The following is a 15,788-nucleotide window of genomic DNA, read 5'->3' on the forward strand; positions in this document are numbered from 1 at the left end:
GATAGTAAATAATGTAAATAATGAAAAGGATTTAACTGAAGATTTAACAGGTGAAAAAACGATACAATTTTTAAATACTTGTAGAAAGATAGCCAGAAGAATTAACAGTAATCATGCTTCCTCTCTAGGTTTACATCCAATAATATATTTTTATACTCCAGGAGTCCGTCATAAAACAGGGGCTTTCTATGCCGTAGTTGCATTGATGTTACATTTTGAGGCAAATAACTATTTTGAAAAGTTTATAAAAATTCGTTCTGATTTTGAAGCTATAATTTGGCAATACGAATACTTAATTCAACAAATTGTTCAGAAAAAAAGAAGTGCCGTTGATGGAGCTAAATACACCAGAGATTATTATATTATAATTATTAATGAGCTTTTAGCTGGAACAGAGAAAAACCTTGTTATGAAGAAAATTATTGCTGACGCTTCCTTCAATTACTTAACTCTTAAACCAAATATTAATAGTAATATTACTAATAAAGAATTTTCACGCGAAAATAAATCTGCTGCTTTTATAAGAGAGGCATTGTCTGGGGTTCCAAAATGTAAAATATGTGGTGGTTACTTGCATATCAACTCTATTTCCATAGACCACATAACAAGAAAAGAAGACGGTGGATTGGGGACTCTAGATAATGCCCAACTAACTCATCCCTTTTGTAATACAACGATAAAAAATTAAATTCTATATTTCTTGTAAATTTCAACTAAAATATTTAAATCTATCGCACACTATAAAACTGCTAAACTAAATCCATAACTACTTGATGCCGTACTTATTCTATGACCATTGCTCAAGAATTAGCTCCCCAATCAGTCATTGACCAAGATGTTATCTTTCCTCCTGGTGATTTATATAGTGATGAACCTCCCTTGGAAACAGAACTGCATCTACGGCAAATAATTCTACTTCTCAAATGTCTGGAATGGCTGTGGCGAGACAGAAATGATTTTTATGCGGCGGGAAATCTAACTATCTACTACAGTCCACACCAACGCAAATCACAAGACTTTCGGGGGCCAGACTTTTTTGTGGTGCTGGGAACGGAACGCAAAACCCGCAAAAGTTGGGTAGTTTGGGAAGAAGACGGCAAATATCCCCATGTAATTGTGGAAATACTTTCTGATTCCACAGCTAATACTGATAAAGAATTAAAGAAACAAATTTATCAAGATACTTTCCGTACCCTGGATTATTTTTGGTTTGACCCCTACACATTAGAGTTTGCAGGATTTCATCTAGTAGATGGAGAATATCAACCTCTAGAACCAAATGAACAAGGACATTTGTGGAGTCATCAACTAGGCTTATATCTGGGAGTTCATCAGGGACTAGTGAGATTTTTTACAGAAGTTGGTAAATTAGTGCCGACACCTGAAGAAACAGCAGAACGTTTAGCAGCAAAACTGCGAGAGTTAAACATCGACCCTGATACTATTTAATTCGTAATTCTTAATTCAGCGCATATTCATACAGAACTGGTATGACTATTTATGATGAAAGCTAATCTCATTCAAAACTTACCCCTTCATAGATATCACTCAGAGGAATTTTAAAATCTATTGTTTGTAGTGACAATACTGCATCTTGGGTTTCATACTCTGTTAATACCCATTGACCATCATTATTTTTATGAAACTGCTCCACAAAATATTCATATTGGTCAATCATAATATATTCTTGAAATGTGAGAAGAGAACGATAATATCTAAATTTCCTGGTCTGATAGTAAGTTTCCGTAGATTTAGATAATACTTCGGCAATTATTAAAGGATTAGTTACAGTCGTAGTTCCCTGAAGGGGGGACAAAATCCGCTACAAGACAGACTCTATAAGCTTCATAGCTCTTAGACCTTGTTGATAATACTTACGTTTATTGCGATTTAATTTCATTAATTTCGTGACTAAATCTATACAAACATCCTTGAAATTGACCCAAGTTTGACCATATAAGCCGATATAAAAACTACTATGTCTCCGTTCCCTTCGACCATATTCTTTGATCCGAGCAATATATTTCTGTATTCCTTTACGTTTGATATTTTGACCCTGAATTGTTGCTGAAGAATAAGCAATTGCTATCAATAAAACTAGAGAAATAAATCGTTCACCAGTTACATTAGTCTCCTCTAAGTTATAGCCTCCTTTCTTGAAATCTCTAAACATTTCTACCCTTCGGGAACGCCAAGGGCGAACAATATCAAATCTTTGTTTATAGGCAGAAATAGCCAATTCTAACGCATCAAAATTCGTTAAAATAAACCATCCTTCTTTCGGTGCTACTCCGTTGATTTTACGTTTCCACTTACAAGCAACGTTAAAACTCATGAAACCGCGAGTCTTTGTTACCTTTACACCTTGAATAAAAAATGATACTCCTGGTTCTAATCCCAGATTGTTTAATTCCTGAAAAATATCTTTTTCAACCTCTACAAATTCGTTCTTTTTTAATCGCAAGCAAAAGTATATACCCAAGGATTGAAGGTACTTAGCGAGTTTTACAGAACAAAATTCTCTATCACCTAATACACATATTTTATAGTTGTGAAAAAGTGGCATTACTTGAGACAATATTTTTTGTTGCTCATCTATGTTACTACTACCTAATTTGGGTAATAATTTAAAATAGATTGGAAATGCTCTTTTATCCCAAATGACACTCACCATAAATAAATTTATCCGACTCCAATTGGTTCTATCAATTGCTACATAAATTATTTCTTCATTCGTAAAATATATTGATAACCATTCTTTAATAATGGGAAACCAAATTTTTTCAATTGTTAAATTTGGTAATGAGAGAAATCTTTGTATTCTTTTTCTTCTACTCTCAAATTTAATTGGTAAAGGTATTCCATTCGCTAACCTTTCTAAATTCACATTTTTAATTGACTGTAAGATGTTCACCACAATTTGGAGAAACAGGTATTCTGCTAGACTCAATTGACTTTTTAAGTGCTTTTGATAGAATAAAGGTATCATTATCATTAGATAGGTCTTATTGACAATTCCTGACCTATCTTTTTTTACCATAAATCGTTACATTGTTTACACTGTCTTGTTTTCAGCCTTGTTTGTCGCCCCGTCGGCGTAGTTCCAGTTCCTTCATATATTGGTTCTCCTGGAATAATCATCACATCAGGATATGTGTAGATGTGATAACGGGGTAGCCACAATTTGACATCACCCATGTAAATTTTGTAATTTTTACCCCGCATTCTGAATTTGAAATTAGCATAAAAATTACCTGCTATTTCGTTGTGATTGGTAGTTCCACCAGCCATAGGGACAATTTCTCCATCTAGATATTCATTTTTATATTCTGATGTCTCTTCTAGTTGTAAATATTCTTCTGGGGTGTACTGGCGTTTTTGTGTTTGGATTTGCATAAAACGTACCTCTGTGGAAGACAATTTATTGAGGATAATGCTGGGCTAAAAATTCTTTAGCTTCTGTTCTATTTTTAATCACTCCGTCTAAAGTAGCAGCGAGTAAATCATCTAACATTTGGCGAAATTTCGGATTTGGTTTGTAGCCTAATTTTTTTAAATCATTGCCATTAATGATTGGCTGCACATTTGCTAAAACTGTGAGATAATGCCATATCTGCTTTCTGAGCGATCGCGGACTGGGCAAAGCAATTAAAATCAGCATGGGTAAATCATACTTTCGTAGTAATTGCACTATTTCACTAGAACGCTGACAAGTTGGTAATAATTCCCTCACCTGGGTTTGGGCTTTAGCCAAATTTTGCAAACGTTTAATGCCATCCTCTGGTAAATGCAGATTTTTTGCCACCTTCTCCCGATACTGCGGTTCTAAATGAGCAATTAACGCTTCTAGGCGCATTTCCCAATTAGTGAGGGTTTGTTCAGAATCAAAACGTCGTAAACAGCGTTCTAATAATCGCAATTGCTGCAAAAGCGATTCATCTAGCTTCAGGGTGGGATGAATACACTGCAAAGCGCCTAATTTATTCAGTAGTTGTAACGCTGATTTCCAATAGGGGGTTTGGAGAATGTATTTTAATTCGGCTTTGAGTCGAGTTTGTAAGGCTGGGGTTTTAATATTTGTTTGGGCAGTGCGATCGTAAACGCCACTATTGATAGCATAGTGAATAAACTCTTCTGTTTGCGATTCCAACTCAAATCCAAAGCGCACAGCAAATCGCACACCACGATAAATGCGAGTCGGGTCTTCGATAAAGCTGTTGGGATGTAAAACCCGAATTTGCTTGGCTTGTAAATCTAGTAAACCGCCGAAGAAATCGAGTAATTCCCCAGGACGAGGGGAGGTCAGGCGCAAGGCGAGGGCGTTAATGCTAAAGTCACGGCGATACAAATCTTGACGAATGGAACTGGCTTCAACTTCCGGGTTTGCGGCTGGATAAGGATAAAATTCTGTTCTGGCGGTTGCAATATCCATCCATAAAGAATCTAATTCTGGGTCTTTGTGCCATAGTAAAGCCGCAGTTTGAAAAGCCCCATGAATTTCTAACCGCGCCCCTGCATAAATTTTCTGGAGTGCTTTTGCTAGTTTTACACCAGCACCAACATCGGCTGCTTGGTGAAAGCCATCAACTACAAGGTCAATATCTGTAATCATTAATGAACCTGCGGCTGAATCAGCTAACAGCAAATCTCGCACAGCACCCCCGACTAAATAAAGATGCCAACCGCGTTTTTCCGCTGCTTGGGATGCTACGGTGAGTAATTGCCATAGTTGCGGCGCAAGCCGATTTTCTAACTCAGTATTAAAATTTATTTTGTATTTTGTATTTTGTATTTTGTATTTGTCTTCCTCATCGGCTTGATGTAATTGCCGCAAGACATCGGTGCGGGTGACAATTCCCACTAATTGCCCATTTTCTAATACTGGTAAGCGTCCAATATCATAAGTTACCATCAGGGATTCAATTTGTGGCAGGATGGTATCTGGTGTAATTGTTTTGACTTGAGTAGCCATGTAGCCTTTGACTGGCGCATGACTAAATCCGTGGTGTAAGGCAATATCTATATCCCGTCGCGAAATAATCCCTACCAGTTTTCCTTGGGTATCAAGTACAGATAAACCAGAGTGTCCATAGCGTAATAAAATGCTTTGGGCTTGGGAAATTGTGGTCTCGGGGCGAATGGTACGGACTGGGGAAGACATCAAGTCTCTGGCTGTGGGCGGATGAGGAATTGAGGCTTTGATGCCGTCTAGGAGTTGTTGTAATGTTTCCTGTGGATTTACTTGGCGTAAACTCAAGGATGCGGCTTGAGAATGTCCACCACCGCCAAATATTTGAAATAAGAGATTGAGATTGACACCGGGAATTTGCGATCGCCCAATGATTGTTAAACGCGAATCACTTTCTTTGTGAGCATATTCGTTTGCCAGTAGTAAAGCATCTATTTCGGTTAATTCCACGAGTTGCGAAGCTAAACTTGATAACCCTGGCACAAATTCATCTGTTTTTATTATTACCCAAGCAATAGTATATCCACGCAAGGAAAAATATTCTAAGTTTTCCAGGGCTTCAGTTAATAGCTGCTGTAATTGCGGCGATAAACCAGGATCAAGATAAGTGGAAATTACCGATGCACTCACTCCTTGTTCCATTAACCAAGCTAAAGCTAAAGCATCTCTGGGTGTGGCACTGTCAAAGGTTAAGGAGCCTGTATCAACGTGAATACCCAAAGCCATGACTGTGGCTTGGGATAAAGTCAGGGGAATTTGCTGTTGTTGCAATTGTTCCACCATTAAGGTTGTACAGGCTCCCACTGGTTCAATATGGGATGCAGTGGCGGGAATATTTAGCTCTTGACTGATATGGTGGTCATAAACTATGATTTCTTTTAAATTGGGTAAATCTAACCATTCGGCAGCTTGACCCAGGCGATCGCGCTGTTGTGTATCCACAACTCTTAAAGAACGAATTTTATCAGGATTGACTGCACGTCTTTCCATCAGGGGATACTCGTCCCGGTGTAGTGCTAAAAAATCTCTGACAGGCGGATGTGCGCCACCGCTGAGGACAATCTTACTGCCCGGAATTAGGCACGTCAGCCCAACTGCGGCTCCTAATGCGTCAAAATCTGCGGTTGTGTGACAAAGAATTAAGTCCATAGTCATTAGTCCTTCGTCTAGGTAACTATGAATATAGTGACGCAATTTCTGCTAGCTTAACAAATAAGGCAAAACTATTGGTGTCGCCCTTTAAGATATTCTAGATTTAGTATTTGCGCTAGTTTGAGAGAAGGAAAAATGACCATAATATTTCAATTCGCTTTGATATCTTTAGTTCTCACATCTTTTGTTTTGGTAGTTGGCGTTCCTGTGGCCTACGCTACCCCACAAAATTGGGTGGAATCGAAAAAACTGCTCTGGCTTGGTTCCGGAGTCTGGATTGCTTTGGTGCTTTTAGTCGGTGTATTAAACTTTTTTGTAGTTTAAGCGATCGCTGATATCTATTTCCCGAAAATACCATAGCGACTACAGGAGCAGAAGAGCCAAGAACAAGATTTTTCAATTTTCTTGTTCTATTTACCTAATTGTACTCTTCTGCTCTTCCGCATTTAAAGAAGAAATGTATATTGGCCAGAGTATAGTTAATTTAAGAGGCAGTCATGGCAGTTTTTGAGGGAACTTTTGCTCAAACGGAACCGTTGCATTTAGCAGTGGTTGTTGGTCGATTTAACGACCTCGTTACCGGGAAGCTGCTAGAGGGTTGTCAAGATTGCTTGAAACGCCACGGTATAGACCCAGACCCCCACGGTAGTCAGGTGGACTATGTTTGGGTTCCTGGAAGTTTTGAAGTGCCTCTGGTCGCCCGCCAACTCGCACTTTCCCATCGTTATGATGCGGTAATTTGTCTGGGTGCTGTGATTCGGGGACAAACGCCTCATTTTGATTATGTATCTGCGGAAGTTTCTAAGGGCATTGCCGCAGCTAGCTTTCAAACTGGTGTGCCGGTAATTTTTGGCATTTTGACAGTGGATACTATGCAGCAAGCCTTAGAACGAGCCGGAATTAAAGGTAATCATGGCTGGGATTACGCCATGAATGCCCTAGAAATGGCTAGCTTAATGCGGCAATTGCGCTCTAATCTTACAGAGTCATATCCCCGGAATGGCCAGTCTTTGCCAGCATCTTTTGCGGCTAAAAATTTAGGCAATTTAGCTGCCGAGTCAGAAGAGCTAGGCTGAGGCTTTTTCTGTGTGCTGAGTTAAACAACTCAGCACTTTAAATTTAGGGGTTGACAAATCAAAATATATCTGAGACTATAGAGTTTACATGGGAAATGCGGGTATAGCTCAGTGGTAGAGCGTCACCTTGCCAAGGTGAATGTCGCGCGTTCGAATCGCGTTACCCGCTTTAAAAAAATGTAAAGTCTAAGTTAATCTTTAAGATTATATAGCTTGACTACAATTTTTTAGGTGTAGCCAATTTGTGTTATGTGGGTGTACTACACTGGATCAAGTCTGGCTAGTTAAACGGCATTATGATCAAACAAAGGGCGATTTAGCATCTCCTGGCTATTCATCGTGGGATACCAAACCCAAAAGTATTGAGGAACGGTATTCTCACAAAAGATAAAAAACACGCTCAAGTTATTAGAACGCTTGTGCCATCTCAAAAACCCGAAAAAATTGATTTTAACACGGAATATCCCTGTCCCTGCCGTCGCAAAGGACAATTAATTCCGATTACACTCACAGAAGCATTTGGTTGCGATCGCTGTCAACAAATCTTTGTAGTAGAAGATCATGGTCATGTCCTAGAACAGCTTTCAACCACCTATCCCTACAAGCGAGCTTGGCACTGGACGGGAAAAAGTTGGCGGATTGTGCCGACTCGGTGGGGAGAAAGCTATCTACCTATAGCGCTAGGCATTATATTCGTGCTAGTGATTATATGGTTACCATTAGCACTGCGATTGGCAAATGGTTCTAGCATTATTGCTTGGGCGATAGTAGCGGTGCTGTTGGCTATTCTGCCTGCACTGATGGTCTGGCTTACCTACAGACGTTAATTCAATGACCGTTGAACTTTTGGATGATTCTCCCGAACCAATTACTAGCGCTAAACGCGCTTATCAAGCCTCCCTCAAGTTGGGATTTACTAAGGGAGTAGACCGCAGTCGCGCTGTGTTAGCAATGGCACAGGCGCTCTTAAATTCCTTTGATGACATTTTGGAAGCCAACACTTTGGATCTAGAAGCTAGCAAAGAAATGGCTGTGCCAGAGTTAATTTTAGATTGGTTGAAGTTGACTCCCACGAGGCTAGAAGCAGCAGTGGAAGTTCTTCAGAGGTTGGGGGAAATCTCCGACCCGTTACGGCGAGTCAGGAACGCCGACTATCAATTAGAAGATTCCCAGAGTTACACTCAGTTAATGCCTTTGGGTGTGATTGCATTTGTTTATGAGGCTTTTCCGGATTTAGGCGCGATCGCAGCTGGTTTATGTATCAAGACCGGCAATAGTATTATACTTAAAGGTAGTACAGAAGCGAGTCATTCCAACGAAGCGATCGCCAATGTCCTACAAAACGCCATTGAGGAAGTTGGTTTACCGCCTGGGTGTGTCGAACTGATTAAAGCAGAACACGGTGCTTCTATTCGGGATTTAGTTACCCAAGACAAGTACGTGAATTTAGTATTGCCCTACGGACGTTCTACCTTAGTCCAGCAGGTAATGCGACAATCAACTTGTCCGGTGTTAAAATCAGCAATGGGTAACTGCTACCTCTACTGGTCACTCAATAGCAGTTTAGAGATGATTCGCTGGATGATTATGGATAGCCATGAGAGCGAACCAGACCAAGTAAACGCCATTGAAAAAGTATTAATTCATCGCCAAGCTTTACCATCATCTTTGGCAGCTTTGTGGAACAGTTTAAAAGAAAAAGGCTTTGAAATCAAAGCAGATGAAGAACTAGTAGAAGCTTTTCCGCACTTGCAACTAGTCAAGTCAGGAGAATGGGGAAACTCTTATTTAACCAAAACCGTCGCTTTTAAACTAGTGGATAGTTTAGAAGATGCGATCGCCTGGATTAATCAATACAGTAGCGGTCATGCTGACTGCATCGTCACCGAATCTTATCAAGAAAGTCGCCAGTTTGCTTTAGGAGTTAACAGCGCATCTACCTACATCAACACTTCCCCCCGCTTTTCTCGTAATCCTTCCAGGGGCGACTCAGTATTTCTTGGTATGTCTAACCAAAAAGGACACCGCCGGGGATTTATTAGTTTGGAAACTTTAACGACTGTGAAGCACATTGTACAGGGGAATGGGCGGTTTTAGAAGTTACGAGAGAGAACTCAAACGGTTTTATCTAGAAAATAGGGCTTAAATATACTTAGTTGAACGATAGTTCCTAAATGGTACAAGCCCCTAGATTTATCTGTGGGTCGAACCAAAATCTAAAATCTAAAATCTAAAATCTAAAATTGTTTGACTTTTCATAGTAGGCAAAAGTTCATTAACCTGACTTGATATCATATGTCAAATCGACTAAAACTTTTTAGGGAAAGGATCGCGGCTTTTGAGGTAACAGCAGATCCATCGCGAGCAATTGACAGCAATTATTATGTAGACCCACCAGGAAAATTACCTGGAGAGCAGATATCAGGGCGAATAGCTCTGCGTCCCTTATCTTCGCATATCTTGATAGGAGGTATTGGTTCTGGTAAAACAACTCAATTGTTGCTTGCTTGTCAAAAAATTAATCAGATACAAGACATTCATGCAGTTTACGTTGATGTCAGTTTATATGCAGATATTTCTCAAATATCTAGTGGCGTTCTCACTGTAATCGCCGCATTAGAGCTATCTGAAATGTTGAAAGAAAGTGAAGATCAAAGTTTACAGCAATCTATTACCCTAATTCGTAAATTGGCATTTGGTTACGAAGGCAGTTATTATCAGCAGAATATGTTTGATATGTCCGGAATTCCTCACCGAAAACCGAGCCAAATTAACCAGGAAGGTGTTCTTTCCGATATATCAGATCCATATGGAGTAAAGTCTGATTTGGTAAAAGCTGCTAGCAACCTAGTTAAAGAAGCTGCAAATCAGTATGGTCAGATTGTTCTTCTGTTTGATGGACTAGATCGTTTGGATGATGTTAAAACATTTATGCAGATTATGGCCGTAGATGGAAAAGCTATTTCATCTATGCAGATTGGACTAGTGTTGGTCGGTTCATTAATTTCTCTTTATGGTGATTATAGCGACACAGTTCACCAGGAAATAGATTACTATTATCAACCTTTTTTTGATCTCGAACATGATACACAAGCCTATAGTTTTTTTAAAAAAATTATTCAAACGCGCTCATCCACAGATTTTATAGAATATCCAGCAATTCAAACTCTTATTTACTTTTCTGGGGGAGTTTTACGCGACTTTATTACCTTGACTCAATCAGCCATTGAAGAAACATATTTATCAGGTGAAGATAAGGTACAAAAAAAGCACGTGTTAAGTGCAGTAGATTCATTTGGTAGAAGTCAACTGCTTGGCCTTTCCAATGACGAACTAAAAATTCTTCAGCTCAGTCTCGATATAGAAAAACCTATTCCCAGAAATAACGAAAATTTGAGGTTACGAATAAGACGGCTGATTCTTGAATACAGAAGTCCTAAAAATCGCTATACAGTTCATCCAGCTGTTAAACACTTAGTTGAACGAATTTCATTTTGACCCCATGTATACTATAGCTGGGAAGTAGGGAGTGGGGGAAGAAGCAGGGGAGCAGGGGGAAAAATTGTTACTTCCCAATGTGACTAATGACCAATGACCAATAACCAATGACGACCCTAGCCAGTTAACTTTATTTACGCCGACCTACTTATCCGTTTATGTCTTAACCTCCTTGGCGATTGCTATATTGGGACGATATACACTCACAAAAAAATCCCCGGCTTATTCAGTTCGTCGGGGATCTCAGCTTCTCGGTGTTTGCAAGTCAGATAGAATTGGTATTAGTCTGAATTTGGTGCGCTTCCCATAAGCTTTAACCAGCGATAATTAGAAGCTAATGCTTCAGTAAAAGTTGCACAAACGTTGTATTTCACGTCAAAATCTTCGCAGACATCAGCTAATATTTGAGCTATTTGGGGATAATGGATATGACAAATGTTTGGGAATAAATGATGAACAACTTGATAATTCAGTCCACCAAGATACCAGTTTAAAAACTGATTCTTGGGAGCAAAATCTACAGTTGTTTTAATTTGAAATATTGCCCATTCATCATTAATTTGCTGCAAATCTGAATTGGGTTCAATAAACTCGGCTGCTTCCAAAACATGAGCCAGCATAAAAATTACACAAATCATTAAGCCATAGGTCATGTAAGTAATCACAAATCCCACAACTGCCTGAATGGGTGTATATCCTACAGCAATTGGTATTCCCAAGAAAAGTCCCAGCCAAATCAATTTACCACTGAAGAAAACTAACAGGTCTAGTGGTTTAAGAGTAGGAATATCATAGGTATGATATTTACGTTTAAACATAACTAAATAAACATCAGCAAAAGACCAATATAAGGGAATGATGGGATATATGAACCAAATGAATACGTGTTGAAATGAATGATACCATTTATGCTCCATATAGGGAGTCATCCGCACTAAACCATCACCATGTATTTCTACATCATGCCCTAATATATTAGTGTATTTATGGTGGAGAAAATTATGTCTAAATTTCCATAAGAAACTAGACAAACCAATTATATCGAAGGTGTACCCAAAGATATTATTGACCATTTTGTGGCGAGAATAACCACCATGATTTGCATCATGTCCCACACTAAAACCAATACCAGCAATACCGAATCCTAAAGCAATACAGCCAATTACTTTGAGCCAGATTTCAGGCGGACCGAAGAGCGTAAAAGTCCAAGTAGCGACGACCCATGACAAAATAACTGTTGTCTTCATGTACATCGCCGCATTATCTCTAGTAGAGATATCCTGTGACTGAAAATAAGCATCAACACGCTTATTTAATTCTTTTCTAAAACCGTAGTTTTTAGTAAAAGTTACTTTTGCTTGTGTTTGTGTCATTTATTTGATTGCACTGGATTCATTTGTGGGATATAAATTGGACTGTTTTGACATATGTCTAGTATCATGTCTGACGTATAAGCCAGAAGATCATCATAGGTAATTCACCTAAAAATCTCAGTAGATAAAAAACTACCAGAATCAATCTTTACAGAATACTAGAGATTAATCAACACCTGACTATTCAATTAAAAAACTGTTTTTAATTCTCCTCACATCTCTTCTTTGCTCCTGGTGCGTGTTAGCGTAAGCGAGGCGTAGCTCGATAAAAAAAGTCCGCGCCGGCGGACTGACTGTGTATAGCGACGAATCATCTTCGCCTAGCTTTTATGATGAGATGTGTAGTAGACTTTGCTACCTGTATCCGGGACAAAATGACAGCTAATAGCTGAACGCCATACCGATTTCCAAATAGGTTCTTTAGACTCGTGGAAATATTCACCCATAATTGGTTTAATCGCCTCAGTCGCCTTCAGCAGATTGTAGTGAGGCATATTCAGGAAGATATGGTGAGCAACATGAGTACCGATATCATGATGGATATGATTGATAAAACCGTAGTCCCGATCAATACTAGAAATTGCACCTTTGAGGAAAGTCCAATCTTCTCCACGATACCAAGGAATATCCGGCTCTGTATGATGCAAAAATGTCACCAAATCCAGCCAAACTATAAACACAATGTAGGGCATAGCGTAGTATTTTAGTAACCACATCCAACCCCATTGAAAGGTGAAGAAACCTAGCAAACCTACCATGCCAATCCAAAGTGTAGTGCTAGTGATAATATCCCATTTTTCTGAAGACTTAAAAAGCGGGCTACTAGGTGAGAAGTGAGAGCCTTCCTTTCCTGGAGAACGCTTGAATAAATACACCGGATAAGCCAAAAGAAAGACATAATATCTTCCTAACTTTTGGACTAATTCCATTTCGTTATACTGCGACTCTGACACAGGATACCAGCTTTCATCATTATCAATGTTGCCAGTATTTTTGTGGTGAGTTCTGTGGCTAATTCTCCAACCGTGATAAGGAACCAATATCGGTGTGTGAGATAAATGTCCAATCAAATCATTCAGCCATTTGTGCTTGGAAAAAGATTGGTGTCCACAGTCATGTCCAACTACAAACAAAGCCCAAAACATTGTTCCTTGCATGACCCAGAAAACCGGCCAAAAATACCAAGAATCTAGGTAATTAGCCACTGCATAAAGCAGTCCAATAATCAAGATGTCACGAAAGAAATAAAATAGGGATTTTGTCACACTTGGCTGAAAGCATTCAGCAGGTATTGCTGCTTTCAAATCCTGAAGAGTAAAGGGGAGTTTGGTTATATCCTCAGACGGTTCACAGTCATCAGGATTATTGAAAGCGATGGTATTTGATTGCACTTGATTCTTTGGTGAAATATAAATCGGGTTTTATTGACATATCTCTAGTATCAGCTTTGGCTCATACTCAAGCAGATAATCTCTGGTAATTCACCTAAGAATTTAAGTAGATCAAGAATTACCAGAATCTATTCAATTTACAGGATACTAAATACTATTGCAACAACAATAATACAAGTAGGTTGCTATTTATTTTCCTGCGTAATATTCGTCGAAAGTCTCATAGCCAATATCAGTTTTGTACAGTTGGCATTGGTCTGTGATTTGCTTCATTAAAGACCAAGAAAACTGACATTCATCATGTAGATAAGGCTGCCAATTTTCTTTGATGCTGCTGTAAGCTAGCCGCAAATTATAAGAAGGAATGGCAGTAGAAATATGATGGGGTACGTGGACATTGATATCGTGGCAGAAAATTTCTATCCAACGGGGATAATCACAATGAATCGTCCCAGATAGCTGTGCTAAAGCCTCGTTCCACTTGTTTTCTGTGTTAAAAGGAACATCTGACGCAGTGTGGTGAACGATGGTGAAGGTACTCATCCAAAAATGGTAACCTATCCAGGGCAGAAGCCAAAACTTGACAAATCCCCAAATACCTGTTGTAGCAATCAGGCTAGGAAATGCGATCGCACCAAATATCACGACTACAGCCACAGAAAGCTTAACACTGGATTGGTCTTTAGTTTTGAAGTTCCGCGCATCAAAATGCACTAAGGCCCAATGTCCAATGGAACCTACCCACCACAGACGCTTACGCATGAAGCCTTCAAAGGCTGACTGTCTGAAGGGTGTCCAATTGGCAAATACGTTTGTTCTAATGGGATGCCAAGCATTATCTTCATCCAACTTGTTGGTATGAGCATGGTGATAATTATGCTTAATCCTCCAACTGTGGAAGGGATAAATTAAGGGTGCCATGAATATGTGTCCCACTAAATCGTTTACCCAACGACGTTTGGCAAAAGACCTGTGACCACAATCATGACCAATTACAAAAAAACCTGTTAAAGCAGTGCCTGTAAAAATCCAAGCTAGGGGCAGAAGAAACCACGGACTGATTGCCAGAAAATAGTAGCCCAAGCCAACCATCAAGACACTTAGCAGTGCTTGTGTCCAAGCTTTGCGACGGTTTTGCTGAAAACATTCCCGTGGCAAACTTTTGATAATATCTTTGAGCTTCAGGTTGGGGTCGCCAAGGTCTTCACCTAGTTTCTGGCTGTTGATTATTGATGTAGTCATGAACACCTGGAAAACAACAAGATCTAGCGCCAACGCACCAAAAAAGTGGCTGGTCGCAAAGTTTCTTAACATTAGCGTCTCAGATTATAACAACCTCAGCTACACAAGCGCACTATTAAATAGCTGTGGAAGATAATTTTCTGAGGTAGTGAATGGTTATTAGTTGCTCGTAGAAATTACTTTTTAGCCAATAGTGAATAAATTCTGTAATTTATCCACTATTAACCAATAACCGGGAATTTACTGCTTTTTCTCTGCCAACTTGACATTAGTAGCCAGACCAAATACTTGCAGCAATTGAATTGTCATCCAAGTTAAATCGATTTCCCACCATTCCAGTCCGTGACGAGCTGAGTATTGATAGGCATGGTGGTTATTATGCCAGCCTTCACCGAATACTAGCACGGCGACCCACCAGCAGTTTGTAGAGCGATCGCCAGAATCATAGCTGCGATAACCAAATGTATGAGTAGCGCTGTTCACCAGCCAGGTGCAATGGTAAACCCAAACAATGCGGGCGAATACTCCCCAAACCACGAAAGACCAGCCACCCAGATACATGAGTAATAAACCCAGTGCTACCTGAATCAAAATGAAATATTTTTGTAAAAACTGATAAACTGGGTCTTCGGCAAGATCCTTGGTAAAACGAGGAACATCAGCGTGAGAGGGAGAGTGATAAATTAACCAACCCATATGACTCCACCAGAAGCCTTTATTGGAATCGTGGGGATCTGGGTCAGTATCAGAATGTACGTGATGAATGCGATGTGTCCCGATCCACTCAATTGGTCCGCCTTGACAGGCCAAAGTCCCGCAAAAGACTAAGAAATATTCCAGCCATTTGGGAGTTTGAAAACTGCGGTGAGTCACCAGACGGTGAAATCCCAGAGTAATACCCAGCCCACCTGTGACCCAGTAAAGCAATAAAGCGACACCAACGGCATTCCAGCTAAAATTACTGGGAAGAAAAGCAAACAAAGCGCCGATGTGTAAGGCCAGGAAAAACAGGGTATTTACCCAGTTAATTTGAAGTTTAGTTGAAGTAGCAATTGTCATGCAATAACCCGATTTGAAATTGTCTAGC

At 39.6% G+C, this 15,788-nt stretch carries 14 protein-coding genes, 1 tRNA gene and 1 pseudogene; 8 read left to right on the forward strand and 8 right to left on the reverse strand.

Translation table 11 applies throughout. From position 1 onward, the window contains the following. On the forward strand, window positions 1–688 hold a 688-nt coding region (locus tag AACX33_RS22440), incomplete at its 5' end, for an HNH endonuclease (protein WP_227789265.1). A gap of 101 nt (window positions 689–789) precedes the next feature. Next, complete coding sequence (locus AACX33_RS22445; RefSeq protein WP_194002397.1) at window positions 790–1,449, forward strand: Uma2 family endonuclease; 660 nt, start codon at window positions 790–792, stop codon at window positions 1,447–1,449. Window positions 1,450–1,516: 67 nt separating this feature from the next. Here the strand turns inward: AACX33_RS22445 and AACX33_RS22450 are convergent, their stop codons facing one another. From AACX33_RS22450 to AACX33_RS22465, 4 genes and pseudogenes are all read right to left on the reverse strand, one after another. After that, entirely contained in the window at window positions 1,517–1,816 is a 300-nt protein-coding gene (locus AACX33_RS22450) for a Uma2 family endonuclease (RefSeq protein ID WP_227789266.1), read from the reverse strand. A gap of 6 nt (window positions 1,817–1,822) precedes the next feature. After that, window positions 1,823–2,989 (reverse strand): IS4 family transposase, encoded by a 1,167-nt coding sequence (locus AACX33_RS22455; RefSeq protein ID WP_194003928.1) that lies wholly within the window; start codon window positions 2,987–2,989, stop codon window positions 1,823–1,825. A gap of 107 nt (window positions 2,990–3,096) precedes the next feature. Beyond that, window positions 3,097–3,396: pseudogene (locus AACX33_RS22460) on the reverse strand (Uma2 family endonuclease); the annotation flags it as partial. A 25-nt stretch (window positions 3,397–3,421) separates the two neighbouring features. Further along, window positions 3,422–6,118 (reverse strand): CBS domain-containing protein, encoded by a 2,697-nt coding sequence (locus tag AACX33_RS22465; protein ID WP_194001954.1) that lies wholly within the window; start codon window positions 6,116–6,118, stop codon window positions 3,422–3,424. A 138-nt stretch (window positions 6,119–6,256) separates the two neighbouring features. On the opposite strand from AACX33_RS22465, the gene psbZ reads away from it, so the two are divergent. The 6 genes from psbZ to AACX33_RS22495 all read left to right on the forward strand — a co-directional run bounded on the left by psbZ (window position 6,257) and on the right by AACX33_RS22495 (window position 10,695). Further along, on the forward strand, window positions 6,257–6,445 hold the full coding sequence (gene psbZ, locus AACX33_RS22470; protein ID WP_194001934.1) for a photosystem II reaction center protein PsbZ: 189 nt from the start codon (window positions 6,257–6,259) through the stop codon (window positions 6,443–6,445). Window positions 6,446–6,618: 173 nt separating this feature from the next. After that, window positions 6,619–7,197, forward strand: a complete 579-nt coding sequence (ribH, locus tag AACX33_RS22475) for a 6,7-dimethyl-8-ribityllumazine synthase (protein WP_194001933.1) — start codon at window positions 6,619–6,621, stop codon at window positions 7,195–7,197. 97 nt (window positions 7,198–7,294) lie between these two features. Further along, window positions 7,295–7,366: transfer RNA gene (locus AACX33_RS22480), tRNA-Gly, on the forward strand. A gap of 250 nt (window positions 7,367–7,616) precedes the next feature. Then, window positions 7,617–8,024, forward strand: coding sequence for a hypothetical protein (locus tag AACX33_RS22485; protein ID WP_194001931.1), 408 nt, complete (start codon window positions 7,617–7,619; stop codon window positions 8,022–8,024). A gap of 4 nt (window positions 8,025–8,028) precedes the next feature. Further along, a complete protein-coding gene (locus tag AACX33_RS22490; RefSeq protein WP_194001929.1) occupies window positions 8,029–9,294 on the forward strand; it encodes a glutamate-5-semialdehyde dehydrogenase in 1,266 nt (421 codons plus the stop codon). Between the two features lie 198 nt (window positions 9,295–9,492). Next, window positions 9,493–10,695 carry a hypothetical protein gene (locus AACX33_RS22495; RefSeq protein WP_194001927.1) on the forward strand — a complete coding sequence of 401 codons (1,203 nt, stop codon included), beginning with the start codon at window positions 9,493–9,495 and terminating at the stop codon, window positions 10,693–10,695. A gap of 281 nt (window positions 10,696–10,976) precedes the next feature. Here AACX33_RS22495 and AACX33_RS22500 read toward each other — a convergent pair whose 3' ends face one another. From AACX33_RS22500 to AACX33_RS22515, 4 genes are all read right to left on the reverse strand, one after another. Next, on the reverse strand, window positions 10,977–12,068 hold the full coding sequence (locus AACX33_RS22500) for a fatty acid desaturase family protein (RefSeq protein ID WP_194001925.1): 1,092 nt from the start codon (window positions 12,066–12,068) through the stop codon (window positions 10,977–10,979). A 320-nt stretch (window positions 12,069–12,388) separates the two neighbouring features. After that, window positions 12,389–13,459, reverse strand: coding sequence for a fatty acid desaturase (locus AACX33_RS22505; RefSeq protein ID WP_194001923.1), 1,071 nt, complete (start codon window positions 13,457–13,459; stop codon window positions 12,389–12,391). Between the two features lie 189 nt (window positions 13,460–13,648). Then, window positions 13,649–14,701, reverse strand: coding sequence for a fatty acid desaturase (locus tag AACX33_RS22510; RefSeq protein WP_194001921.1), 1,053 nt, complete (start codon window positions 14,699–14,701; stop codon window positions 13,649–13,651). A 240-nt stretch (window positions 14,702–14,941) separates the two neighbouring features. Continuing rightward, a complete protein-coding gene (locus AACX33_RS22515) occupies window positions 14,942–15,760 on the reverse strand; it encodes an acyl-CoA desaturase (RefSeq protein WP_194001919.1) in 819 nt (272 codons plus the stop codon). Between the last annotated feature and the right edge of the window lie 28 nt (window positions 15,761–15,788).

Source organism: Nodularia sp. LEGE 04288 (assembly GCF_963896525.1).
In the GTDB taxonomy this organism is placed as follows: Bacteria; Cyanobacteriota; Cyanobacteriia; order Cyanobacteriales; family Nostocaceae; genus Nodularia.

Bases quoted from the DNA above. Each gene is read 5' to 3' on its own strand.
- AACX33_RS22445 (WP_194002397.1), top strand. From the start codon at position 790: ATGACCATTGCTCAAGAATTAGCTCCCCAATCAGTCATTGACCAAGAT.
- AACX33_RS22455 (WP_194003928.1), bottom strand. From the start codon at position 2,989: ATGATACCTTTATTCTATCAAAAGCACTTAAAAAGTCAATTGAGTCTA.
- AACX33_RS22465 (WP_194001954.1), bottom strand. From the start codon at position 6,118: ATGGACTTAATTCTTTGTCACACAACCGCAGATTTTGACGCATTAGGA.
- psbZ (WP_194001934.1), top strand. From the start codon at position 6,257: ATGACCATAATATTTCAATTCGCTTTGATATCTTTAGTTCTCACATCT.
- ribH (WP_194001933.1), top strand. From the start codon at position 6,619: ATGGCAGTTTTTGAGGGAACTTTTGCTCAAACGGAACCGTTGCATTTA.
- AACX33_RS22490 (WP_194001929.1), top strand. From the start codon at position 8,029: ATGACCGTTGAACTTTTGGATGATTCTCCCGAACCAATTACTAGCGCT.
- AACX33_RS22495 (WP_194001927.1), top strand. From the start codon at position 9,493: ATGTCAAATCGACTAAAACTTTTTAGGGAAAGGATCGCGGCTTTTGAG.
- AACX33_RS22500 (WP_194001925.1), bottom strand. From the start codon at position 12,068: ATGACACAAACACAAGCAAAAGTAACTTTTACTAAAAACTACGGTTTT.
- AACX33_RS22510 (WP_194001921.1), bottom strand. From the start codon at position 14,701: ATGACTACATCAATAATCAACAGCCAGAAACTAGGTGAAGACCTTGGC.
- AACX33_RS22515 (WP_194001919.1), bottom strand. From the start codon at position 15,760: ATGACAATTGCTACTTCAACTAAACTTCAAATTAACTGGGTAAATACC.